Source organism: Aquabacter cavernae (assembly GCF_003993795.1).
In the GTDB taxonomy this organism is placed as follows: domain Bacteria; phylum Pseudomonadota; class Alphaproteobacteria; order Rhizobiales; family Xanthobacteraceae; genus Aquabacter; species Aquabacter cavernae.
On sequence record NZ_RWKV01000010.1, the window covers coordinates 1 to 16,949 of the forward strand.

A 16,949-nucleotide genomic window follows, 5' to 3' on the forward strand; every position below is an offset into this window, starting at 1 on the left:
CGTCCTCGATCACCATCAGGCCATCGGGATGGAACCGGGCCGCATCCTGCTCACGGCCGACATGCTTCCACGGGTCGTCGATGAAATCGAAGAAGGAACCGCGGATACCGATGGTGCTCATGGGGAGCTTTCCCTTTTGGGATGAGGGGAGGGCGGGCCGGATGGCGGAGCAAAGCGGGACGGCATTCACCGGGCCCCTGCCCGCACGAAGCGCGGATCAGGACACGTTGCCATAGACTTACGTCGCAAGCCAGGAGGTAGCAGACCAAGGTGGATGCCGCCTATTCCCTCATTTGAGGGATAGGCCCCATGCCGACGCAGGCGGGGCAATGGGCGGCCCGGCCAAGCCGCAGCTTGATTGAATCCACACTTTTCAGGCTTGGACACATTTTTCCAAACCCATGGCTGGGCATGTTCCGGCCATCCACGCTGCCGCACCACTTCTCCCTCTCCTCCGAACTCGGCTGTTGCCAAGTTCGGATGGCTAACGTGCCGAAGTCGGAAACATCCGACTTCGGTGTGGGAGAGGGCAAGAACGCCTCGCGCTGCAATCAACCAAGGGCGCGCTCTAGCGGTCGCCGCCATCACCCATCTGGAAGCGCCGCAGCAGGGCCGTGTGGGAGTTGACGCCGAAATGGCCGTAAACGGCCCGCTGATATTGGGCGATGGTGTATTCCGAGAGCGCGAGGCTCTTGGCCATTTCCTTGCGCGTGCGCCCATCCAGCAGAAGGTTCAGGACAAGACGCAGCCGGGGCGACAGGCGCGGCACGGTCACGCCCCTGTCGGTGGGCCAGCCCTGTTCATGGAGCCAGGGCAGTTCGCTGAGCAGGATATGCGCGATGCGGGCCTCCCGATCCGAGAAGTCCGGCTGGTCCTTGCGGCGATAGATGCAGATGGTGCTCACGGCGCGCGTGTCGATGGGCCGGAGCGAGAAGATGAAGGGTCCGATATCCGCATTGCAGAGATAGGCATTCACGCCGGACGTGGAGAATGTCGCCTCGTCCACGATCTGCTGCCGCGCGCGCGTGACGTGGGCGGCCCTCTGCCGCATCTCGTCCAGGAGCTTCCGGGAGGTCCAGGCCATGTCGGGATGGGAGGCGGCAAGGACCAGTTGCTGGTAGCGCGCATCGTCGAAGCCGCCATGGGCCATGCCCAGATAGATGGGCTGCTCGCCCGGCTCCGCCACGCAGCCCAGGCTCCATGTCCAGGCATCGGCCTGCACGAGATGGCAGATGCCCTCAACCAGATGCCGCTTCGCCGTGGAGAAGTCGCTCCGCGCGACGATCACGTCGCCCAGCAGCTTCACGATATCGCGGACATCCGCTTCGGCCAGAGCGGCGGAGGAGGGGACGTGGATGTCCGTCATGGGGTGCCCACGGATTGAGATGCGGCCCGTGGCGCCTCGTACCGCGAGCCACCCGCACAGCTTCAGCGTGAGCGGCGAAACTGTGCGACAAACACGGGTCGGTCAAGCAGCGGAGCCTCTTTGAGGGCGCATTATCCCTCAAATGGGGGAATAGGCGCCGTTTGCGCTGCTCTGCTACCTGATCTGCACGCCCGCCGGGTGTTTCCCGGCTTCAATCGCTGCTTCGCACGGGATTGGCCAGGATATGCACATCGAGACCTTGAAGAACGCCTGCAAGGGGCCGGTTCACGCGGCTGGGGACGCGGATTTTCTGGACGCGCTCCATGGCCCGCTCTGGAACCGGCTGGTGCCCACCCGCGCGCCCTTGGCCATCGTGAAGGCGACGGACGAGGACGACATCATCGCGGCGGTGAAATTCGCCCGCGCCAACAGGCTGAAGGTGGCGGTGCGCGGGGGCGGCCACAATTGGTGCCAGCCTTCCCTGCGCAATGGCGGCCTGCTCATCGACATCGGTGCCTTCACGAAGGTCCTCTCCATCGACGTGGACAACCGCCGGGCGGTCATCCAGCCCATTATCAGCAACCGGGATGTGCAGGCGGCCCTCAATCCCCTGGGCCTCGCCTTTCCCACCGGCCATTGCCCGCAGGTGAAGGCCAGCGGCTATTTCCTGGGCGGCGGCATGGCCTGGAACCCCACCGTCTGGGGATCCGGCGCGGAAAGCCTGGAGGCCATCGAACTGGTGACCGCGCAGGGCGAACTGATCACGGCCAGCGAAACCGAGAACCCGGACTATTTCTGGGCCGCGCGCGGCGCGGGCTCGGGCTTCTTCGGCATCGTCACCAAATATTATCTGAAGCTCTATGCGCTGCCGAAGGCCATTCACGGCAGCACCTCTTATTATCGCCTGGAAGATGCGCCGGTCATCGGCACATGGCTCGGGCGCGCGGCTCCGGGCATGTCGCCGAGCGTGGAACTGAGCCAGTTCATCGTCCAGGCCCCGCCGCATCTGCGCGAGGCCACAGCCGACCGGAATGGCTGGCTCTGCATGGTGACGGGCGCGGCGTTCGACGACACGCCGGAGGCGGCGCGTGCTGCGCTCCAGCCGCTGGAAACCCCTCCCGTGGCGCCGCTGTCCCGCGAGGTCGCGACCCCGCTGAATTTCGAGATGCTCTTCGACGGCTCCGGCGCGCTCTGGCCCGAGGGCGTGCGCGCCCGCGTGGAGGCGACCTTCTCGAACCATGATCCCGGCGAGATGATGCAGGCGGTGCTGCCGCTTCTCTCGCAGGCACCTTCGCCCACTACGGTCTTCCTGTTCACCATTTTCTGCGGCCCGAACGTCCCCGCCCCGCAGAAAGACATGGCCCTGTCCATGCACGCCAAGGTCTATGGCGGCCCCTGGACCATGTGGTGGGACGCCAAGGATGACGCCGCCAATGCCGCCTGGCATCGCGACCTGATCACCACCTTGCGGCCCTTCAACCTCGGCTATTACCTGGGCGAATCCAACACGGTCGAGCGGCCCGCCAACGCCATCGAGGCCTTCACCCCGGAGAAGTGGCGCAAGCTGTGCGACCTGCGGGCCACGCACGATCCCGAGGGCGTTTTCTTCGATTATTTCGAGGGTTTGTCGGAGCCCTAGGGGGGCGGGCTCACGGGCCCGTCACACGCGGCGGCGCAAGGCGCGTCGAAGCGACCGTCGTATCCCAAGGGGAACGAAGGCTCGTCCAACTCTTTGATTTCAAAGGGATGAATGGTGCCCAGGGCCGGAATCGAACCAGCGACACTGCGATTTTCAGTCGCATGCTCTACCAACTGAGCTACCTGGGCGCCGGGCCGCTCCGAAAGAGCGTCCGGAGCGGCGTGTATAGAGAACTCGTTTCGGCCTGTCCAGACCCCGGAACAGCTTTCAACAGGGCAGGCGCATACCGCGTCCGTCGCCCGCTCAGCCGGTGCGGCGCAATCCCTGCGGGCCGTCCCGCAGGCGGGCGAGGGTGGCGGTCCAGGCGGTGCGGGCCGCCGCGTCCGGCCCCACCAAGGGCAGGCGGACGTCCGGGTGGGGCAGCAGGCCCATCCGGGAGAGGGCGAACTTCACCCCTGCCGGATCGGCCTCGCCGCCATGGTCCGCCAGGGCCCATGCGAGTTTTTCCTGGGCGGTGCGCAGATCGCACAGGCGCCAGGCGCGCCAGGCGTCCAAAAGGGCCAGGACGAGGTCCGCCGCGATCAGGCCGTAGGGGCTGACGATGCCCTGGCCGCCCGAGGCGAGATGCGCCGCCAGCAAGCGCGGGTCCGCGCACAGCCGCAGGAAGCACGGCCCGCAGCGCGCGGCCAGCAGGGTGGAGGCGCCCGGTTCGAACCGCACCTCCCGCAGGCCCACGATGCGCGGATGGCGCGCCAGCGCCTCCAAGGTCGCGGGGGCATAGGCGATGCCCGAGCGGTCGGGGTCCTGGTCGAGGAGAACCGGCAGGCCGCAACTCTCGGCCACCCGCTCCGCATGGGCGGCAAGGCCGCTCTGGGTGGGGCGGTTATAATAGGGCGTGCGCAGCAGCAGCATGTCCGCGCCCGCCTCCGCCACGCGCAGCGCCTCCGCCAATGTGGGCTCGGTGGCATTGGTGCCCATGGCGGCGATGACGCGCATCGAGGCGGGCAGGAGGCGACGGGCGAGATGCACGATCTGGATGCGTTCCTCGCGCCGCAGCGTCGCCGATTCGCCCATTTCGGAGGTGACCAGCACCCCGTCCGCCGGCAAGGCGGCATGGGCGGCCAGAAGACGGGAGAGAGCGGGCACATCCAGCTCTCCGTCCCGGAAGGGCGTGACGAGGCTGAGGACCGCCCAGGGCGCGCCCTTCTGCCCCCATGGGGAGGTGTCGGTGGCGGTCATCAGCGGGCCGCCGCGGCATTGTCGTTGGCGCTCGGGCGGTACCAGCTCGGGTCGAGCGTGTCGGAAATGAAGCGGATGGTCTGCGCGCTGCCGCCTTCGCTGAGCGCGAAGCGCACGGCGTCGCGCTGGGTGCGGAATACGCCTTCCGTGCTGCCGTCCTCCTCGCGCACCACCCAGAGCCCCTTGCGGGACGGGCCGACAAGGAAGCTGTGGAGCCGGGCGGTGGAGGTGGGACGCGATTGGGCGAGCATGGTCGTCTCCTGGGATGATCCGCGAGAACCGGCGGGTCGGCCGGTTCAGGACCGGCCCGCCATTCATCGCGTTCCTCACGCTAGGAGACGTGCCCGCAACGGGGCCATGTGAAAGGCGCGCTCACGCATAAACGCCGCGTAACGCGCAAGGGATCTCGCCTCAGGACGCCGTCCCCGCCAGGGTGAGCACCGTGTGCAGCAGCACGTTGGCGCCCGCCGCGCAGTCGGATTTTTCGGCGGATTCGGCCTCGTTGTGGCTCACCCCGTCCTTGCAGGGCACGAAGATCATGGCGGTGGGCACGATGCCCGCCATGGCGAAGGCGTCATGCCCCGCGCCGGAGACCATGGGACGGTTGGGCAAGCCCAGCCCCTCGGCCGCGCCGCGCACGGCCGCGATGACGGAGGGGGCGAAATGGGTGGGTTCCTTGCGCCAGTTGAGGTCGAGGGCGATCTCCACCTTCCGCCGCGCGGCAATCTCCGTCACCTTCGCCAGAAGTCCCTGGTGCAGGGCCTCCAGCGTGCCGGCGTCCGGGCTGCGGAATTCGGCGGTGAAGGCGATGGCGCCGGGGATCACGTTGCGCGAGGGATTGGCGATCACGCTCTCGCCCACCGTGCCCACCGCGTCGGGGCCATGGGCGGTGGCGAGCGCCTCGATGGCCAGCACCACTTCCGACAGGGTGGCGAGGGCGTCGCGGCGCAGCGGCATGGGCGTGGAGCCCGCATGGCTCTCGAAGCCCGTGATGCGCCCGTCATACCAGATGATGCCCTGGCCATGCTCCACCACGCCGATGGTCTTGCCCTCGGCCTCCAGGATCGGCCCCTGCTCGATATGCAGCTCCACGAAGCCGGAGAAGGGCTGCGCGCCCACTTTGGCGGGCCCGCGATAACCGATGGCGTCCAGGGCTTCGGCGACGCTCACGCCATCGATGTCCGTGCGGGAGAGGATGTCGGCCACCGTGAAGTCGCCCACGAAGGCCAGCGAGCCCATGAGGGCGGGGGCGAAGCGGGAGCCTTCCTCATTGGTCCAGTTGCACACGCACAAAGGCGTCTCGGTCTCGATGCCCGCATCGTTCAGCGTGCGCACCACTTCGAGCGCGGCCAGCGTGCCCACGATGCCGTCGAACTTGCCGCCCGTGGGCTGGGTGTCCAGATGGGAGCCGAAGCCCAGCGGCGCCTTGCTCATGTCCTTGCCGGGCCGGATGGCGAACATGTTGCCCAGTTCGTCCACCTGAACGGTCAGCCCCGCATCCTCGCAGGCGGCGCGGAACCAGTCGCGCACCTTTTTGTCTTCCTGGGACAACGTGAGGCGGCGCACGCCGCCCTTTTCCGTCGCCCCGAAGCGGGCGGTTTCCATCAGCGTGTCCCAGAAGCGGTCGGCGTCGATGCGAAGGTTCGGCAAGGCGGTCATGCGGGCTCCGGGACACTCTGTTCGGCGAGAATGCAGCGCGAGAAGCGGCCCGGCCCCAGGTCGATCCGGGGCGGCAGGGCTTCGCGGCATCGCGGCTGCACGGACGCGCAGCGGGGGGAAAAGGAGCAGTTCACGGGCGCCACGTCCAGGGAGGGCGGCGTGCCGGGAATGGTCTCCAGCCGCGCGCCGCGCTTGGCGCCGTGCACGGTGGCGGCCAGCAGGCCGCGCGGATAGGGGTGGATGGGGCGCCGCACGATGTCGGCCAGCGACCCGGTCTCCACGATCTGGCCCGCATACATGACGGCGACGCGGTCGCAGATCTCGATGGCGACGCCGATATCGTGGGTCACGAAGATCACCGACATGCCCATCTCGCGCTGAAGCTCGCGCAGCAGCAGCAGGATCTGGATCTGCACGGTGGCGTCCAGCGCGGTGGTGGGCTCGTCCGCCAGCAGCACCTTGGGCTTGCAGGCGAGCGCGAGCGCGATCATGGCGCGCTGGCGCATGCCGCCGGACATTTCGTGCGGATAGGCGGCAAGCCGCCGCTTGGCGGAGGGAATGCGCACGAGGTCCAGCATCTCCAGCGCGCGGGCCATGCCCTCCGTGCGGGACTTGCCCTCGTGGCGCATGACGCTCTCGGCGATCTGGTCGCCGATCGTATAGACCGGGTCGAGCGCGAGGGCCGGCTCCTGGAAGATCATGGAGACCACCTTGCCCCGGAAGTCGGACAAGGCGGTGTCGGAGAGGGCGAGCACATCCTGCCCGGCCACGCTCACGCGGCCGGAAATCTGCGCCTTCTTGCGGGGCAGCAAGCGCATGAGCGCGCGCATGGTCACGCTCTTGCCGGAGCCGGATTCCCCGAGAAGCCCCAGCACCTCGCCCTGGCCGAGCGAGAGGGAGACATTGTTCACCGCATGCACCGTGCGTTCGCCGGTGAAGCGGATGGTGAGGTCCTCCACGCTGACGACAGGCGCGGCGGCTGAGGGGAGACGCTCCGTCATGGCAGCTCCGGCATCTTGGTGTGGAAGTCGGTTTCGCGCTGGAAGGCGGCGCCCAGCGCGAGCAGGGTCGCTTCGTCGAACGGCTTGCCCATGAGCTGCAGGCCCACGGGCAGGCCGGTTTTGGTAAAGCCGGCGGGGATGCTCACGGCGGGCAGGCCCAGATAGTTCACCGGCCGCGTGAAGCGGGTGAGCCGCTGGATCATGGCTTCCGCGTTGGGGGCGCCGCCGAGATCGGTCTCGGCGAGCGTGGGCGCGGGCATGGGCGCGCCGGGGGCGAGCACGGCGTCGAGCCCCTTGATCGCCTCCAGATGGGCGGCCAGCGCCGGCCCGCGCCAGCGCAGCGCTTCCAGATAGGTGACGGCGGGAAGGACGAAGCCGTTCTCGATGCGCGCGCGCACCTGGTCGCCATAGTCCTGCGGCCGCCGTGCCAGCCCTTCAGCATGGAAGGCGGCCGCCTCGGACAGGAGGATCACCGTGGAGGCGGCGGACAGGCGCGACTGGTCCGGCAGGTCCACCGGCACAAGGCGGGCCCCGGCGCGGGCGAAGGTGACGATGGCCTCGTCCAGGGCCTCCGCCACGTCGGCGTCGAGATCGTCCACATAGAAGCGGGTGGGAATGCCGATGACGCGGCCTGCCAAAGGCTGGGCGGTGGCCGCCAGATAGTCCGGCACCGGCCGGTCGGCGCAGGTGGGGTCGGCCGGGTCCGCCCCCGCCATGAGGCCGGCGAGCAGCGCGCAGTCCTCCACCGTGCGGGCCATGGGCCCCACCGTGTCCAGCGACTGGGAAAGCGGCATGGCCCCGGCGCGGCTGATGAGGCCCACCGTGGTCTTCAGGCCCGATATGCCGCAGAAATGCGCGGGCAGGCGAATGGAGCCGCCCGTGTCGGAACCCAGGGCCGCATAGGTGAGGCGCGCGGCCACCGCCGTGCCGGAGCCGGAGGAGGAGCCGCCCGTCACATGGTCCGGGTTCCAGGCGTTGCGGGCGGGGCCATAGTGCGGATTGTGCCCGGTGGGGCCGAAGGCGAACTCCACCATGTGCAGGGCGCCAAGGCGCACCGTGCCCGCATCCTTCAGCCGCTGGAGGGCGGTGGCGGTGAGGGGCGCGACCCAATCCCGCCGCACCTTGGAGCCGCAGGTCACCACATGGCCGGCGTCGTAATACATGTCCTTGTGGGCGAGGGGCACGCCGTGCAGCGGCCCCTTCACGTCGCCCCGCGCCAGGGCGGCATCGGCCGCGTCGGCGGCCTTGAGCGCCGCCTCGGCCTCGATGGAGATGAAGGCGTTGAGGCGCGGCTGGGCGATCTCGATGCGCGCGAGGCAGGCCAGCGTCGCCTCGCGGGAGGAGAGGCGGCCCGAACGGATGGCGGCGGCGGCCTGCGTGAGGGTGAGGAGCGCGGGGTCGTCGATCCGCGCGGAGGCGGGCGTTGCGGCATGGGCGTTCATTCGCCGTCTCCCTGCCGCTGCACACGCAGGAAGGTGGCGGGCTCCAGATCCAGCGGCAGCGTGCCGGAAACCGGCGCGAACGCATCCAGCGCGGGCGCCACGGCGGTGGCGATGCGCAAGGCGGTCTCCGGCGTGAGGTCGAGACCGGCGGTGCGGGCCGTGACGATGACGGCCTCGGCGGTGAGGGATGAGGTCATGGCGTGAGGTTCCGATTCCCGCACCGACGAGGAAAGTGTTGCGATGTGAGGCTCATCCAGGCCCGGTTGAGCGCGCGCCTCGCCCCCCGTTGGGGTGTTGCGATGTTTGGAGACGGCATGGCCATCGGTGCGGCCTGCCCCCTCTCCCCTCGCGGGAGAGGGGTGGGGTGAGGGGGCTTTTCCAATTGCGCCGGTGCGTGAATGCCTGCCCCAAGCGGTGCCCAACCCCTCACCCGCCTCGCTGTCGCTCGGCACCCTCTCCCGCAAGGGGAGAGGGGCGCGAACGGCTGGGGCAGAAAGAACTGGATATCGCAACACCTCCGGGGCGGGAGTGTCGCGCTGTCCGGGCGGCACATGGTCCCTGGTGCCCCCTGTCCCCTCTCCCGCTTGCGGGGGAGGGCGAGGGAGGGGGCCATCAAGCAGGGGGACGATGGCGCATCCAGGACCGAACGCCCTTTCCCCCTCCCAACCCTCCCCCGCAAGCGGGGGAGGGCTTTTTGAACTGCGGGTGTTCTCATGCGGCCTGGGATGACCTGATGGCAGGCGGCCGGTGTGACCGGACAGGCAGCTTCGCCCGGTGCTGCTTCCATATGGCGGGCGTTGCCCTGTCCCCTCTCCCGCTTGCGGGGGAGGGCTAGGGAGGGGGCCATCAAGCAGGGCGACGATGGCGCATCCAGACCCGAACGCCCTTTCCCCCTCCCAACCCTCCCCCGCAAGCGGGAGAGGGCTTTATTGACTGAGGCCGTTCTCATGCGGCCTCCAGAACGGGCGCGCGGCTGTGGCCGGAGCCGGGGATGACCTGATGGCAGGCGGCGAGATGGCCGCTTTCGTCCACGGGCGACAGCGCGGGCACCACCTTGCTGCACACCTCCTCTGCGAACGGGCAGCGGGTGTGGAAGCGGCAGCCGGAGGGCGGGTCGATGGGATTGGGCGGGTCGCCGGAAATGGGCGGGGTCATGGTGCGCTCGTCCGGGTCCATGGCGGGCATGGCGGCCAGGAGCGCGCGCGTATAGGGGTGGGCGGGGCCGTCATAGACCGCATCAACCGGCCCCAGCTCCACCACCTGGCCCAGATACATCACGAGCACCCGGTCTGAGATGTAGCGGACCACGTTGAGGTCGTGGCTGATGAACAGATAGGTGAGGCCGAGGTCGCGCTTCAGGTCGGTGAGCAGGTTCAGCACCTGCGCCTCCACCGACTTGTCCAGCGCGGACACAGCCTCGTCCAGGATGACGAGGCGCGGCTTCAAGGCGAGGGCGCGGGCGATGTTCACGCGCTGGCGCTGGCCGCCGGAGACCTCGTGGGGATAGCGGTTGGCGAACACTTCCGGCCGCAGGCCCACCTTGGTGAGCAGGTCGCGGGCCAGTTCCCGGGCGGCCTTGTCGGAGATGCCGTGCACCTTCGGGCCGAAGGCGATGCTGTCCTCGATGGTGAGGCGGGGATTGAGCGAGGCGTAGCTGTCCTGGAACACCATCTGCATGCCGCGCCGCAGCTCGCGCAGGGAGAAGGTGGCCCCCACCAATTGGCCGTCGAAGAGGATCTCGCCGGAATTGCGCTCCATGAGATGCATGAGCAGGCGCGCGGTGGTGGACTTGCCGCACCCGCTCTCGCCAACGATGCCCACGGTCTCGCCCTTGCCCACCTGGAAGGAGACGTCGTCCACGGCACGGACGATCTTCTTCTCGGCGAACAGGCCGCCGCCGATGGGGAAGTGCTTGGTCAGCCCCTTCACGTCGAGCAAAGGCTGTGCGGCGCCGCCGATATCGGCGATGGGTTCCAGGGGCGTCGTCAATTGCGGATATCCATGGCGCTGCGCAGCCCGTCGCTGAGCATGTTGAAGCAGATGGAGACGGCGAAGATCATCACGCCCGGCAGGGCCGCGACGCCGGGATTGACGTAGATGGCGGTGCGCAGCGTGTTGAGCATGAGGCCCCATTCGGGCTCCGGCGGCTTGGTGCCGAGGCCGAGGAAGGACAGGCCCGCCGCCAGGATCATGGAGACCGAGATGAGGCCGGTCGCATAGACGAAGATGGGGCCGAGCACGTTGCCCAGCATGTGCACGCGCATGATGGTGAGCGGCCCCGCTCCCGAGGCGCGGGCGGCGTCCACGAAGTCGAGATTGCGCACGCTGGTGGTGACACTCTCTGCCACGCGGGTGATCTGCGGGATGAAGACCACGGTCAGCGAGACGATGGAATTCACGATGCCCGCGCCCAGCACGCCGGAAATGGCGATGGCCAGCAGCACGGAAGGGAAGGCGTAGAACACATCCACCGTGCGCATGATGGCGGTGTTCACCTTGCCCCCCGCATAGCCCGCCACGAGGCCGAGCGAGGTGCCGATGCAGAAGGCGAGGATGACCGGCAAAATGCCGATGAGCAGCGACAGGCGCCCGCCATAGACGAGCCGCGAGAGCATGTCGCGACCCAGCTCGTCCGTGCCCAGGGGATAGCCCGGCGTGCCGATGGGGCGCAGGCGGCGGATCATGGAGCCCTGGTAGGGATCCGCCAGATGCAGGAAGGGCGCGAAGATGGCGGCGAGGACGATGAGGAGCAGGATGAACCCGCACACCACCGCCACCTTGTCGCGCAGGAGGCGGCGGCCCACCGTGGCCCAATAGCCGCGGGCCTTGTGGACGGGGGCGGCCTGGAGGGCGGCGTCGCTGGCTGCGGTCATGGCCTCAGCTCCGCTTGATGCGCGGATCGATGGCCGCCTGGGCCACGTCCACGATGAGGTTGAGGAACACGAAGAACAGCGCCAGAACAAGAATAGTACCCTGGAGCAAAGGCAGGTCTCGCTGAAAGATCGCGGAGTTCAGGAGGAACCCGGTACCGGGCCAGGAGAAAACCGTCTCGATGAGGATGGATCCGCCCAGCAAATAGCCCAGCTGCAGGCCCATGACGGCGATGGCGGTGGGGGCGGCGTTCTTGACGATGTGCCGGAACACCTGCCGCTCCTTCAAACCCTTGGAACGCAAGGCTTCCACGAAGTCCTGGGAGAGGATGTCGCCGGTGAGCGCCCGCACCGTGCGGGTGACGATGCCCATGGGGATCACCGACATGGTGACGGCGGGCAGGATGAGGAAGCGGATATGCTCCCAGTCCCACGCCCATCCCCCCGGACCCGCCCCGACTGCCGGTAACCAATTGAGGGTAACGGAGAAAATGATCACCAGCACCATGCCGAGCCAGTAGTGCGGCACGGACACGCCGGTGACCGCGATGCCGGTGGCGACCTTGTCCACCCAGGTGTTGCGGAAGTATCCGGCGATCAGGCCGAAGAAGACCCCGAGCACGAAGCCGATGATGGAGGCGGTAACGGCCAGGATGAAGGTGTTTCCCACCGCCCGCATCACCTCGGTGAAGACCGGGCGGCCGGTGGCGATGGACGTGCCGAGGTTTCCGTGCAGCGCGTTCCAGAACCAGATCGCGAACTGCACCGGCAATGGCCGGTCGAAACCATAGGCAGCCCGCAATTGCGCGGCCAGTTCCTGGGAAGCATCGGGCGGGAGCACCGCCACCAGGGGATCACCGGGCGTCATGTGCACCAGCAGGAAGCACACGAGCGCCACCGAGATCACGATGGGGATCACATAGATGATGCGGCGGAGCACATAGAGCAGCACGGCGCGGAACCTCGGCGCGGAAGAGGCACGGGGCGCGCACGCCCCGTGCCGTCAGGGTCAGGGCGTGATGGTGATGGGGGAGAAGTCGATGAACCAGCTCTTGGGCTGGATCACGCCCTTCACCTTCGGCGACATGGCGCGCGGCCCCACGTCGTGGGCCACATAGAGGAAGGCGGCATCGTTCACCGAGGCCGCATGAAGCGCGGCCAGGGCCTTGTCACGCTCGGCGGGATCGAAGGTGGAACGGGCGGTCTTCACCAGGGTGTCGAACTCGGGATTGTTGTTGAACCCCCAGTTGTTGGAGACCGGCGGCGCCATGCCCGACTGGAGGAAGCGCACCAGGGCGAAGAACGGGTCCATCGCCGCATAGGTCACGTTGATGGAATTGGAGCCGTTGGCGGTGGGATCCTTCGCGCCGCGTCGCCAATTGGTGAACAGCGTGTTCCACTCCACCACGTCCAGCGCCACGTCGAAATAGCATTCGGCGAGGGCCTGCTGGAGATACTCGTTCATGGGCAGGGGCATCATCTGCCCGGAGCCGGAAGCCGAGGTCTGGTTCTTCACCTTCAGCTTCTTGTCGGGGCCGTAGCCGGCCTCCTTCATCAGCTTCTGGGCTTCCTTCACGTCGTGCTTGATCTTGAACGTCACGTCGCCGCGCCAGGGATGGCCGGGCTCGAACGTACCGGTGGCGGGCACCATGAGGCCGCCCAGCAGGCCGTCCTTCATGCCTTCCCGGTCGATGCACAGGTTCGCGGCCTTGCGCACCCGGATGTCGTTCCAGGGCGAGCCCTCGACGCGCGAGAACTGCCAGGGCCACACATGCGGCTGCTCGTTCTTGTAGATCTGGAAGCCGCGCGACTGGAGCTGGGGCAGGGCGTCCGGCGCGGGCGCCTCGATCCAGTCCACCTGGCCGGCGAGGAGCGCAGCGGTGCGGGCATTGGCCTCCGGCATGGGCAGGAGGACCATCCTGTCGGTCTTGGGAACGCGCGCCTTGTCCCAATAGGCGTCGTTCTTCGCCAGTTCCAGGCGCTCGCGCGGCACGAACTTGGTCATCTTCCACGGGCCGGTGCCGGAGGCGTCGGCGGCGAAGGCGGTCCAGGCCGCGGCGGCCTTGGCCTTGGCGTCGGCGCCTTCGGCCTTGTCATAGAGCGCCTGCCACTTGGCGGGGCTCACCACGAACAGGTTGGTGAGGTTGTAGGGCAGGAAGCTGTCCGGCTCCTTGGTGGTGAATTCCACCGTCAGGTCGTCGATCTTCTTGGCCGAGACCAAAGTGGGCATGCGCGAGGCGGTGACGCCCACCTGGCTGGCGTCGAACTGGGGGGCCTCCTTGTTGAGGACCTTGTTCACGTTCCACACCACGGCGTCGGCGGTGAAGGGCGAGCCGTCATGGAAGGTCACGCCGGGGCGCAGCTTGAAGACCCATTTGGTCTTGTCGGCGTCATCCACCTTCCATTCGGTGGCGAGGCCAGGAGTGAGGGTGCTGGCCTTCTCGGCGGAGGACAGGTCCCAGTTCACCAGCCCGTCATACATGGTGAGGCCGGTGAAGCGGTTGCCCTCGAAGCCCTGGTCGGGCTGGCCCAGCGTGCGCGGGATGTCGGCGGCGGTCATGCCGATGCGCAGGGTGGTTTGCGCGGCGGCGATGGACGGAGCCGCGATAGCGGCGGCGGTGGCCAGGAGCAGCGCCGCGCCGATCTGGCGTCCACTGCGGCGGGAAAGAGCAAGAATGGGCATCACTTGGGTCCCCTCGGTGAGCACGGGGGGTGAACTAGCAACCGGCGTGCCATGTGCGCCGGTTGAGCGGGCGCGGGGCTCGCCGGGCATGACCTAAGGGGAATGGAGCGATGAAATGTTGCCGTTTCGTCGGTGAAATGTCGGGCATGCTCAATTTGTATGCAAATGATTTGGGCCGCCGCTCCTGCAAGCGCTTTCCTTGCCGGGGCCGGGCATGCTTCCCTTGCCGTCCGCGCCCCGCCGCAGGAGGTTCGACGCGCCGTGAAGATCTTGCTGCTGAATGGAAACACTACAGAGAGCGTCACCGCGCGCATGCTGTCCGCCGTCGCGAAGCGGTGCCCGCAGGATGTGCAACTTGTCGGCGCGACCGCCCCGTTCGGCGCGCCCTACGTCTCCAGCCGCGCGGCCGCAGCGGTGGCGGCGCACGGCGCGCTGGAAGCCGTGCGGGCGGCGGTGGCGGTGGAGGCGGCGGCCGGGCGGGCGCCCTTTGATGCCTGCTATTACGCCTGTTTCGGCGAGCCGGGCATCGAGGCGATCCGGGCGGAGACCGGGCTTCCCGTGGCGGGAATGGCGGAAGGCGCGGTGCTCACCGCGCTGCAACTGGGCGAGCGTTTCGCCATCCTCACCATGGGGGCCGCGTGGCCGGGCATGATCCGCGAGCTTTTGCGCAGGCTGGCCCTGCAGGAGCGGTGCGCGGGCATCGGCGTGGTGGAGGGGGACGGGCTCGCTTTGTCCGGCGATCATGAAGCCGGGCGGCCGGTGGTGGCGGCGGCGGCGCGGGATCTTCTGGCGCGCACGCCCGCCGATGTGCTCATCGTCGCGGGCGCAGCCCTGGCGGGCTATGCGGGGGAGATCAGGGGCGAGGTGCCGGTCCCGGCTCTGGATTCCCTGGCGGCGGGTTTCGAGCAGACATTGGCGCTGGCGCGGCTTTCCGCAGGTTCGCGCGCTTCGGCCTGAGGGCGTACTCTGCCCATCTGGAGATCAAGCCTGCGCTTCCGCTTTCATTTGGGCTTTCCGCCGTGTCCGGGCGGGAGGCGAGGGCGGCTCCATGAATTCGGCGATGACGTCTTCCAATGGCGGCCCGGCATCCACGCAGGCGAGGGGGCGCAGGCGCGTCTCGATGAGCGCCAGATGGGCGGACATGGCCTTGCCCGCCCGCGCCCGCTCGCCGGAGGCCAGCGCCCGGAAGATGGTGCGATGCTCGGCGCAGCCGCATTGGGCGCCCGCATTGTTCTCGTAGAAAGCCACCAGCATGGTGGTGCGCCCCACCAGTTCACGGGCCTGCTGCACGATGACGGGATTCCCCGTCATGGCCGCCAGCAGGAAATGGAACTCGGCGGAGAGGCGCAGCCAGGTGCGGCGGTCGCCGGTCTTCAGGGCCTCGCTCTCGCGGTCCACATGGGCGCGCAGTGTCTCCACCTGGTCGGGGGAGAGGGTGTCCGCCAGATGGGCCGCGATGCCGCCCTCCAGGATGCGGCGGGCCTCGAACACCACATGAACCTCGGACGGGTCCGGAGCGAGCGTGAAGGCGCCCCGGTTCTTCACCACCTCGATCAGCCGCTCATGTCCCAGGCGGTGCAGCACCTTGCGGATACGCTCCCGGCTGACGCCGAAAATATCGGCGAGCCGGTGCTCGCCCAGCTTCGTTCCGCCCGGCAGGCGCCCGGCCAGAAGCATGCGGGAGAGGGTGGCGTGGATCTGGTCTTCATCCATGGGCAGGCTCATGCGCGGTCACGCCCGCGTCGTGGTGCAACCATCCCCCATGCGGGGCGGGTCCGTCAAAGGGGGTGACGATCGTGCATAAAATTGGATCAATTGTGCACAATTTTAGCGGACTGGTTTCAAGCTGGAATTTCGACGCGAGGGTGTGGCTGTTTCAGTAGTCATATGATTTTTAATGAAATTTCATGAATTTTCGATGTTGGAGCGGCCTTGGCACGCTCGTTGCGAGACGGGGCACACGGCTCGCGCCGGAACCCATCGGAAAGAGGTTCGGTCATGTCCTTCTCGAACTCGGGCGTCCCCTCGCGGCGCACCATCCTCAAGGCCGGCATCGCGCTCACCGGCCTTGTCGCGGCGCCTTCGGTCCTGCGCGCCCAGACCAAGGAACTGGTGGTGGGCGGCGCCGCCAGTCACAAGCCCTGGGTGGAGAGCATCGTCGCTCCGGCCTTCGAGAAGAAATACAAGTGCAAGATCATCTTCGAGGGCACCAAGTCGCTGGTGAACCTGGAGAAGATGCAGAAGAACAAGGGCTCGCAATATCTCTCGGTGGTCCAGATGGACGACCCGGTGATGATCCTCGCCGTGCGCGAGGGCCTGCTGGAGCCGCTCACCACCGCAGCCGTGCCGAACCTCGCCGACCTCGTTCCCGGCGCCGTGCACATGGACGGCGCATGGGCCAACTATCTCCAGCCCTGGCTCGGCATCGCCTATGCCAATTCCATGAAGGCCCCGCCGACCTCCTGGGCGGATCTGTTCGACCCCAAATATAAGGGCCGGATCATCATCCCCTCGCCGCAGAATACCGAGGGGCTGCCGCTGATCTTCGCCGCCGCCGCTTTGGCCAAGGGGGCGCCCCTCGCGGCCGGGCAGAAGGACGTGGATGCGGGCTTCGCCAAGCTCGCGACGCTCAAGCCCAACCTGCTCACCATCTACACCCAGATGCCCCAGGCCTATAATCTGCTGGAGCAGGGCGAGGCGCTGATGATCGGCCCGGCCATGTCCTCCTATGCCAGCGAGCGCAAGGCGGCAGGCGCGCCCATCAGCCTCGCGGCACCGAAGGAAGGCGTGTTCGCCATGCCCTCCGGCATCGCGGTGGTGAAGGGCGCCCCGCAGGCGGAACTGGCCTTCGCCTATGTGAACGAGCTGTTGAGCGCCCCGCTTCAGGCCGAACTGGTGGGCCCCACCAATTCGCTGGGCGCCAACAAGGCGACGCCCAAGCCCGCCGGCCTGCCCGCGGACCTCAAGGTGGTGCAGATCGACTGGGCGGACGTGGCGGCCGAGCGGACCAAATGGGTGTCCCGCTGGGACCGCGACATGGCGCTGTGAGC

General features: G+C 68.0%; 15 protein-coding genes and 1 tRNA gene. 3 read left to right on the plus strand and 13 right to left on the minus strand.

What is annotated here, in order from left to right; genetic code table 11:
- Positions 1–568: 568 nt before the first annotated feature.
- A complete protein-coding gene (locus EJJ38_RS12480) occupies positions 569–1,366 on the minus strand; it encodes a LuxR C-terminal-related transcriptional regulator (RefSeq protein ID WP_127090485.1) in 798 nt (265 codons plus the stop codon).
- Between the two features lie 244 nt (positions 1,367–1,610).
- Here EJJ38_RS12480 and EJJ38_RS12485 point away from each other — a divergent pair, with 244 nt between their 5' ends.
- A complete protein-coding gene (locus tag EJJ38_RS12485; RefSeq protein WP_127090486.1) occupies positions 1,611–3,005 on the plus strand; it encodes an FAD-binding oxidoreductase in 1,395 nt (464 codons plus the stop codon).
- Positions 3,006–3,117: 112 nt separating this feature from the next.
- On the opposite strand, the gene EJJ38_RS12490 is transcribed toward EJJ38_RS12485, so the two are convergent.
- The 11 genes from EJJ38_RS12490 to EJJ38_RS12535 all read right to left on the minus strand — a co-directional run bounded on the left by EJJ38_RS12490 (position 3,118) and on the right by EJJ38_RS12535 (position 13,899).
- Positions 3,118–3,193: transfer RNA gene (locus tag EJJ38_RS12490), tRNA-Phe, on the minus strand.
- Between the two features lie 115 nt (positions 3,194–3,308).
- A complete protein-coding gene (locus EJJ38_RS12495) occupies positions 3,309–4,244 on the minus strand; it encodes a dihydrodipicolinate synthase family protein (RefSeq protein WP_164738490.1) in 936 nt (311 codons plus the stop codon).
- The gene (locus EJJ38_RS20305) at positions 4,244–4,495 is read right to left on the minus strand and encodes a hypothetical protein (RefSeq protein WP_164738491.1); all 252 of its coding nucleotides are present in this window, start codon (positions 4,493–4,495) and stop codon (positions 4,244–4,246) included. The genes EJJ38_RS12495 and EJJ38_RS20305 overlap by 1 nt, the downstream gene beginning before the upstream one ends.
- 160 nt (positions 4,496–4,655) lie before the next feature.
- Complete coding sequence (locus EJJ38_RS12500) at positions 4,656–5,903, minus strand: Zn-dependent hydrolase (protein ID WP_127090488.1); 1,248 nt, start codon at positions 5,901–5,903, stop codon at positions 4,656–4,658.
- Entirely contained in the window at positions 5,900–6,904 is a 1,005-nt protein-coding gene (locus EJJ38_RS12505; RefSeq protein WP_127090489.1) for an ABC transporter ATP-binding protein, read from the minus strand. Before EJJ38_RS12505 ends, EJJ38_RS12500 begins: the two co-directional genes overlap by 4 nt.
- Positions 6,901–8,346 carry an amidase gene (locus tag EJJ38_RS12510; protein WP_127090490.1) on the minus strand — a complete coding sequence of 482 codons (1,446 nt, stop codon included), beginning with the start codon at positions 8,344–8,346 and terminating at the stop codon, positions 6,901–6,903. The genes EJJ38_RS12505 and EJJ38_RS12510 overlap by 4 nt, the downstream gene beginning before the upstream one ends.
- A complete protein-coding gene (locus EJJ38_RS12515; RefSeq protein ID WP_127090491.1) occupies positions 8,343–8,543 on the minus strand; it encodes a hypothetical protein in 201 nt (66 codons plus the stop codon). Before EJJ38_RS12515 ends, EJJ38_RS12510 begins: the two co-directional genes overlap by 4 nt.
- A 748-nt stretch (positions 8,544–9,291) precedes the next feature.
- Complete coding sequence (locus EJJ38_RS12520; protein WP_205666167.1) at positions 9,292–10,335, minus strand: ABC transporter ATP-binding protein; 1,044 nt, start codon at positions 10,333–10,335, stop codon at positions 9,292–9,294.
- Positions 10,332–11,219, minus strand: coding sequence for an ABC transporter permease (locus EJJ38_RS12525; RefSeq protein WP_127090493.1), 888 nt, complete (start codon positions 11,217–11,219; stop codon positions 10,332–10,334). The genes EJJ38_RS12520 and EJJ38_RS12525 overlap by 4 nt, the downstream gene beginning before the upstream one ends.
- 4 nt (positions 11,220–11,223) lie before the next feature.
- A complete protein-coding gene (locus EJJ38_RS12530; protein ID WP_127090494.1) occupies positions 11,224–12,168 on the minus strand; it encodes an ABC transporter permease in 945 nt (314 codons plus the stop codon).
- A 57-nt stretch (positions 12,169–12,225) separates the two neighbouring features.
- The gene (locus tag EJJ38_RS12535; RefSeq protein WP_164738492.1) at positions 12,226–13,899 is read right to left on the minus strand and encodes an ABC transporter substrate-binding protein; all 1,674 of its coding nucleotides are present in this window, start codon (positions 13,897–13,899) and stop codon (positions 12,226–12,228) included.
- A 261-nt stretch (positions 13,900–14,160) separates the two neighbouring features.
- Here EJJ38_RS12535 and EJJ38_RS12540 point away from each other — a divergent pair, with 261 nt between their 5' ends.
- A complete protein-coding gene (locus EJJ38_RS12540) occupies positions 14,161–14,856 on the plus strand; it encodes an aspartate/glutamate racemase family protein (protein ID WP_127090496.1) in 696 nt (231 codons plus the stop codon).
- A 24-nt stretch (positions 14,857–14,880) separates the two neighbouring features.
- Here EJJ38_RS12540 and EJJ38_RS12545 read toward each other — a convergent pair whose 3' ends face one another.
- A complete protein-coding gene (locus tag EJJ38_RS12545; RefSeq protein WP_164738493.1) occupies positions 14,881–15,612 on the minus strand; it encodes a GntR family transcriptional regulator in 732 nt (243 codons plus the stop codon).
- 285 nt (positions 15,613–15,897) lie between these two features.
- Between EJJ38_RS12545 and EJJ38_RS12550 the strand changes: the two genes are divergently transcribed.
- Complete coding sequence (locus EJJ38_RS12550; RefSeq protein WP_127090498.1) at positions 15,898–16,947, plus strand: extracellular solute-binding protein; 1,050 nt, start codon at positions 15,898–15,900, stop codon at positions 16,945–16,947.
- Positions 16,948–16,949: the final 2 nt, after the last annotated feature.

Coding starts and splice junctions, on each gene's coding strand:
- EJJ38_RS12510 (WP_127090490.1), bottom strand. CDS start 8,346: ATGAACGCCCATGCCGCAACGCCCGCCTCCGCGCGGATCGACGACCCC.
- EJJ38_RS12545 (WP_164738493.1), bottom strand. CDS start 15,612: ATGGATGAAGACCAGATCCACGCCACCCTCTCCCGCATGCTTCTGGCC.
- EJJ38_RS12525 (WP_127090493.1), bottom strand. CDS start 11,219: ATGACCGCAGCCAGCGACGCCGCCCTCCAGGCCGCCCCCGTCCACAAG.
- EJJ38_RS12485 (WP_127090486.1), top strand. CDS start 1,611: ATGCACATCGAGACCTTGAAGAACGCCTGCAAGGGGCCGGTTCACGCG.
- EJJ38_RS12480 (WP_127090485.1), bottom strand. CDS start 1,366: ATGACGGACATCCACGTCCCCTCCTCCGCCGCTCTGGCCGAAGCGGAT.
- EJJ38_RS12495 (WP_164738490.1), bottom strand. CDS start 4,244: ATGACCGCCACCGACACCTCCCCATGGGGGCAGAAGGGCGCGCCCTGG.
- EJJ38_RS20305 (WP_164738491.1), bottom strand. CDS start 4,495: ATGCTCGCCCAATCGCGTCCCACCTCCACCGCCCGGCTCCACAGCTTC.
- EJJ38_RS12535 (WP_164738492.1), bottom strand. CDS start 13,899: ATGCCCATTCTTGCTCTTTCCCGCCGCAGTGGACGCCAGATCGGCGCG.
- EJJ38_RS12505 (WP_127090489.1), bottom strand. CDS start 6,904: ATGACGGAGCGTCTCCCCTCAGCCGCCGCGCCTGTCGTCAGCGTGGAG.
- EJJ38_RS12500 (WP_127090488.1), bottom strand. CDS start 5,903: ATGACCGCCTTGCCGAACCTTCGCATCGACGCCGACCGCTTCTGGGAC.
- EJJ38_RS12515 (WP_127090491.1), bottom strand. CDS start 8,543: ATGACCTCATCCCTCACCGCCGAGGCCGTCATCGTCACGGCCCGCACC.
- EJJ38_RS12550 (WP_127090498.1), top strand. CDS start 15,898: ATGTCCTTCTCGAACTCGGGCGTCCCCTCGCGGCGCACCATCCTCAAG.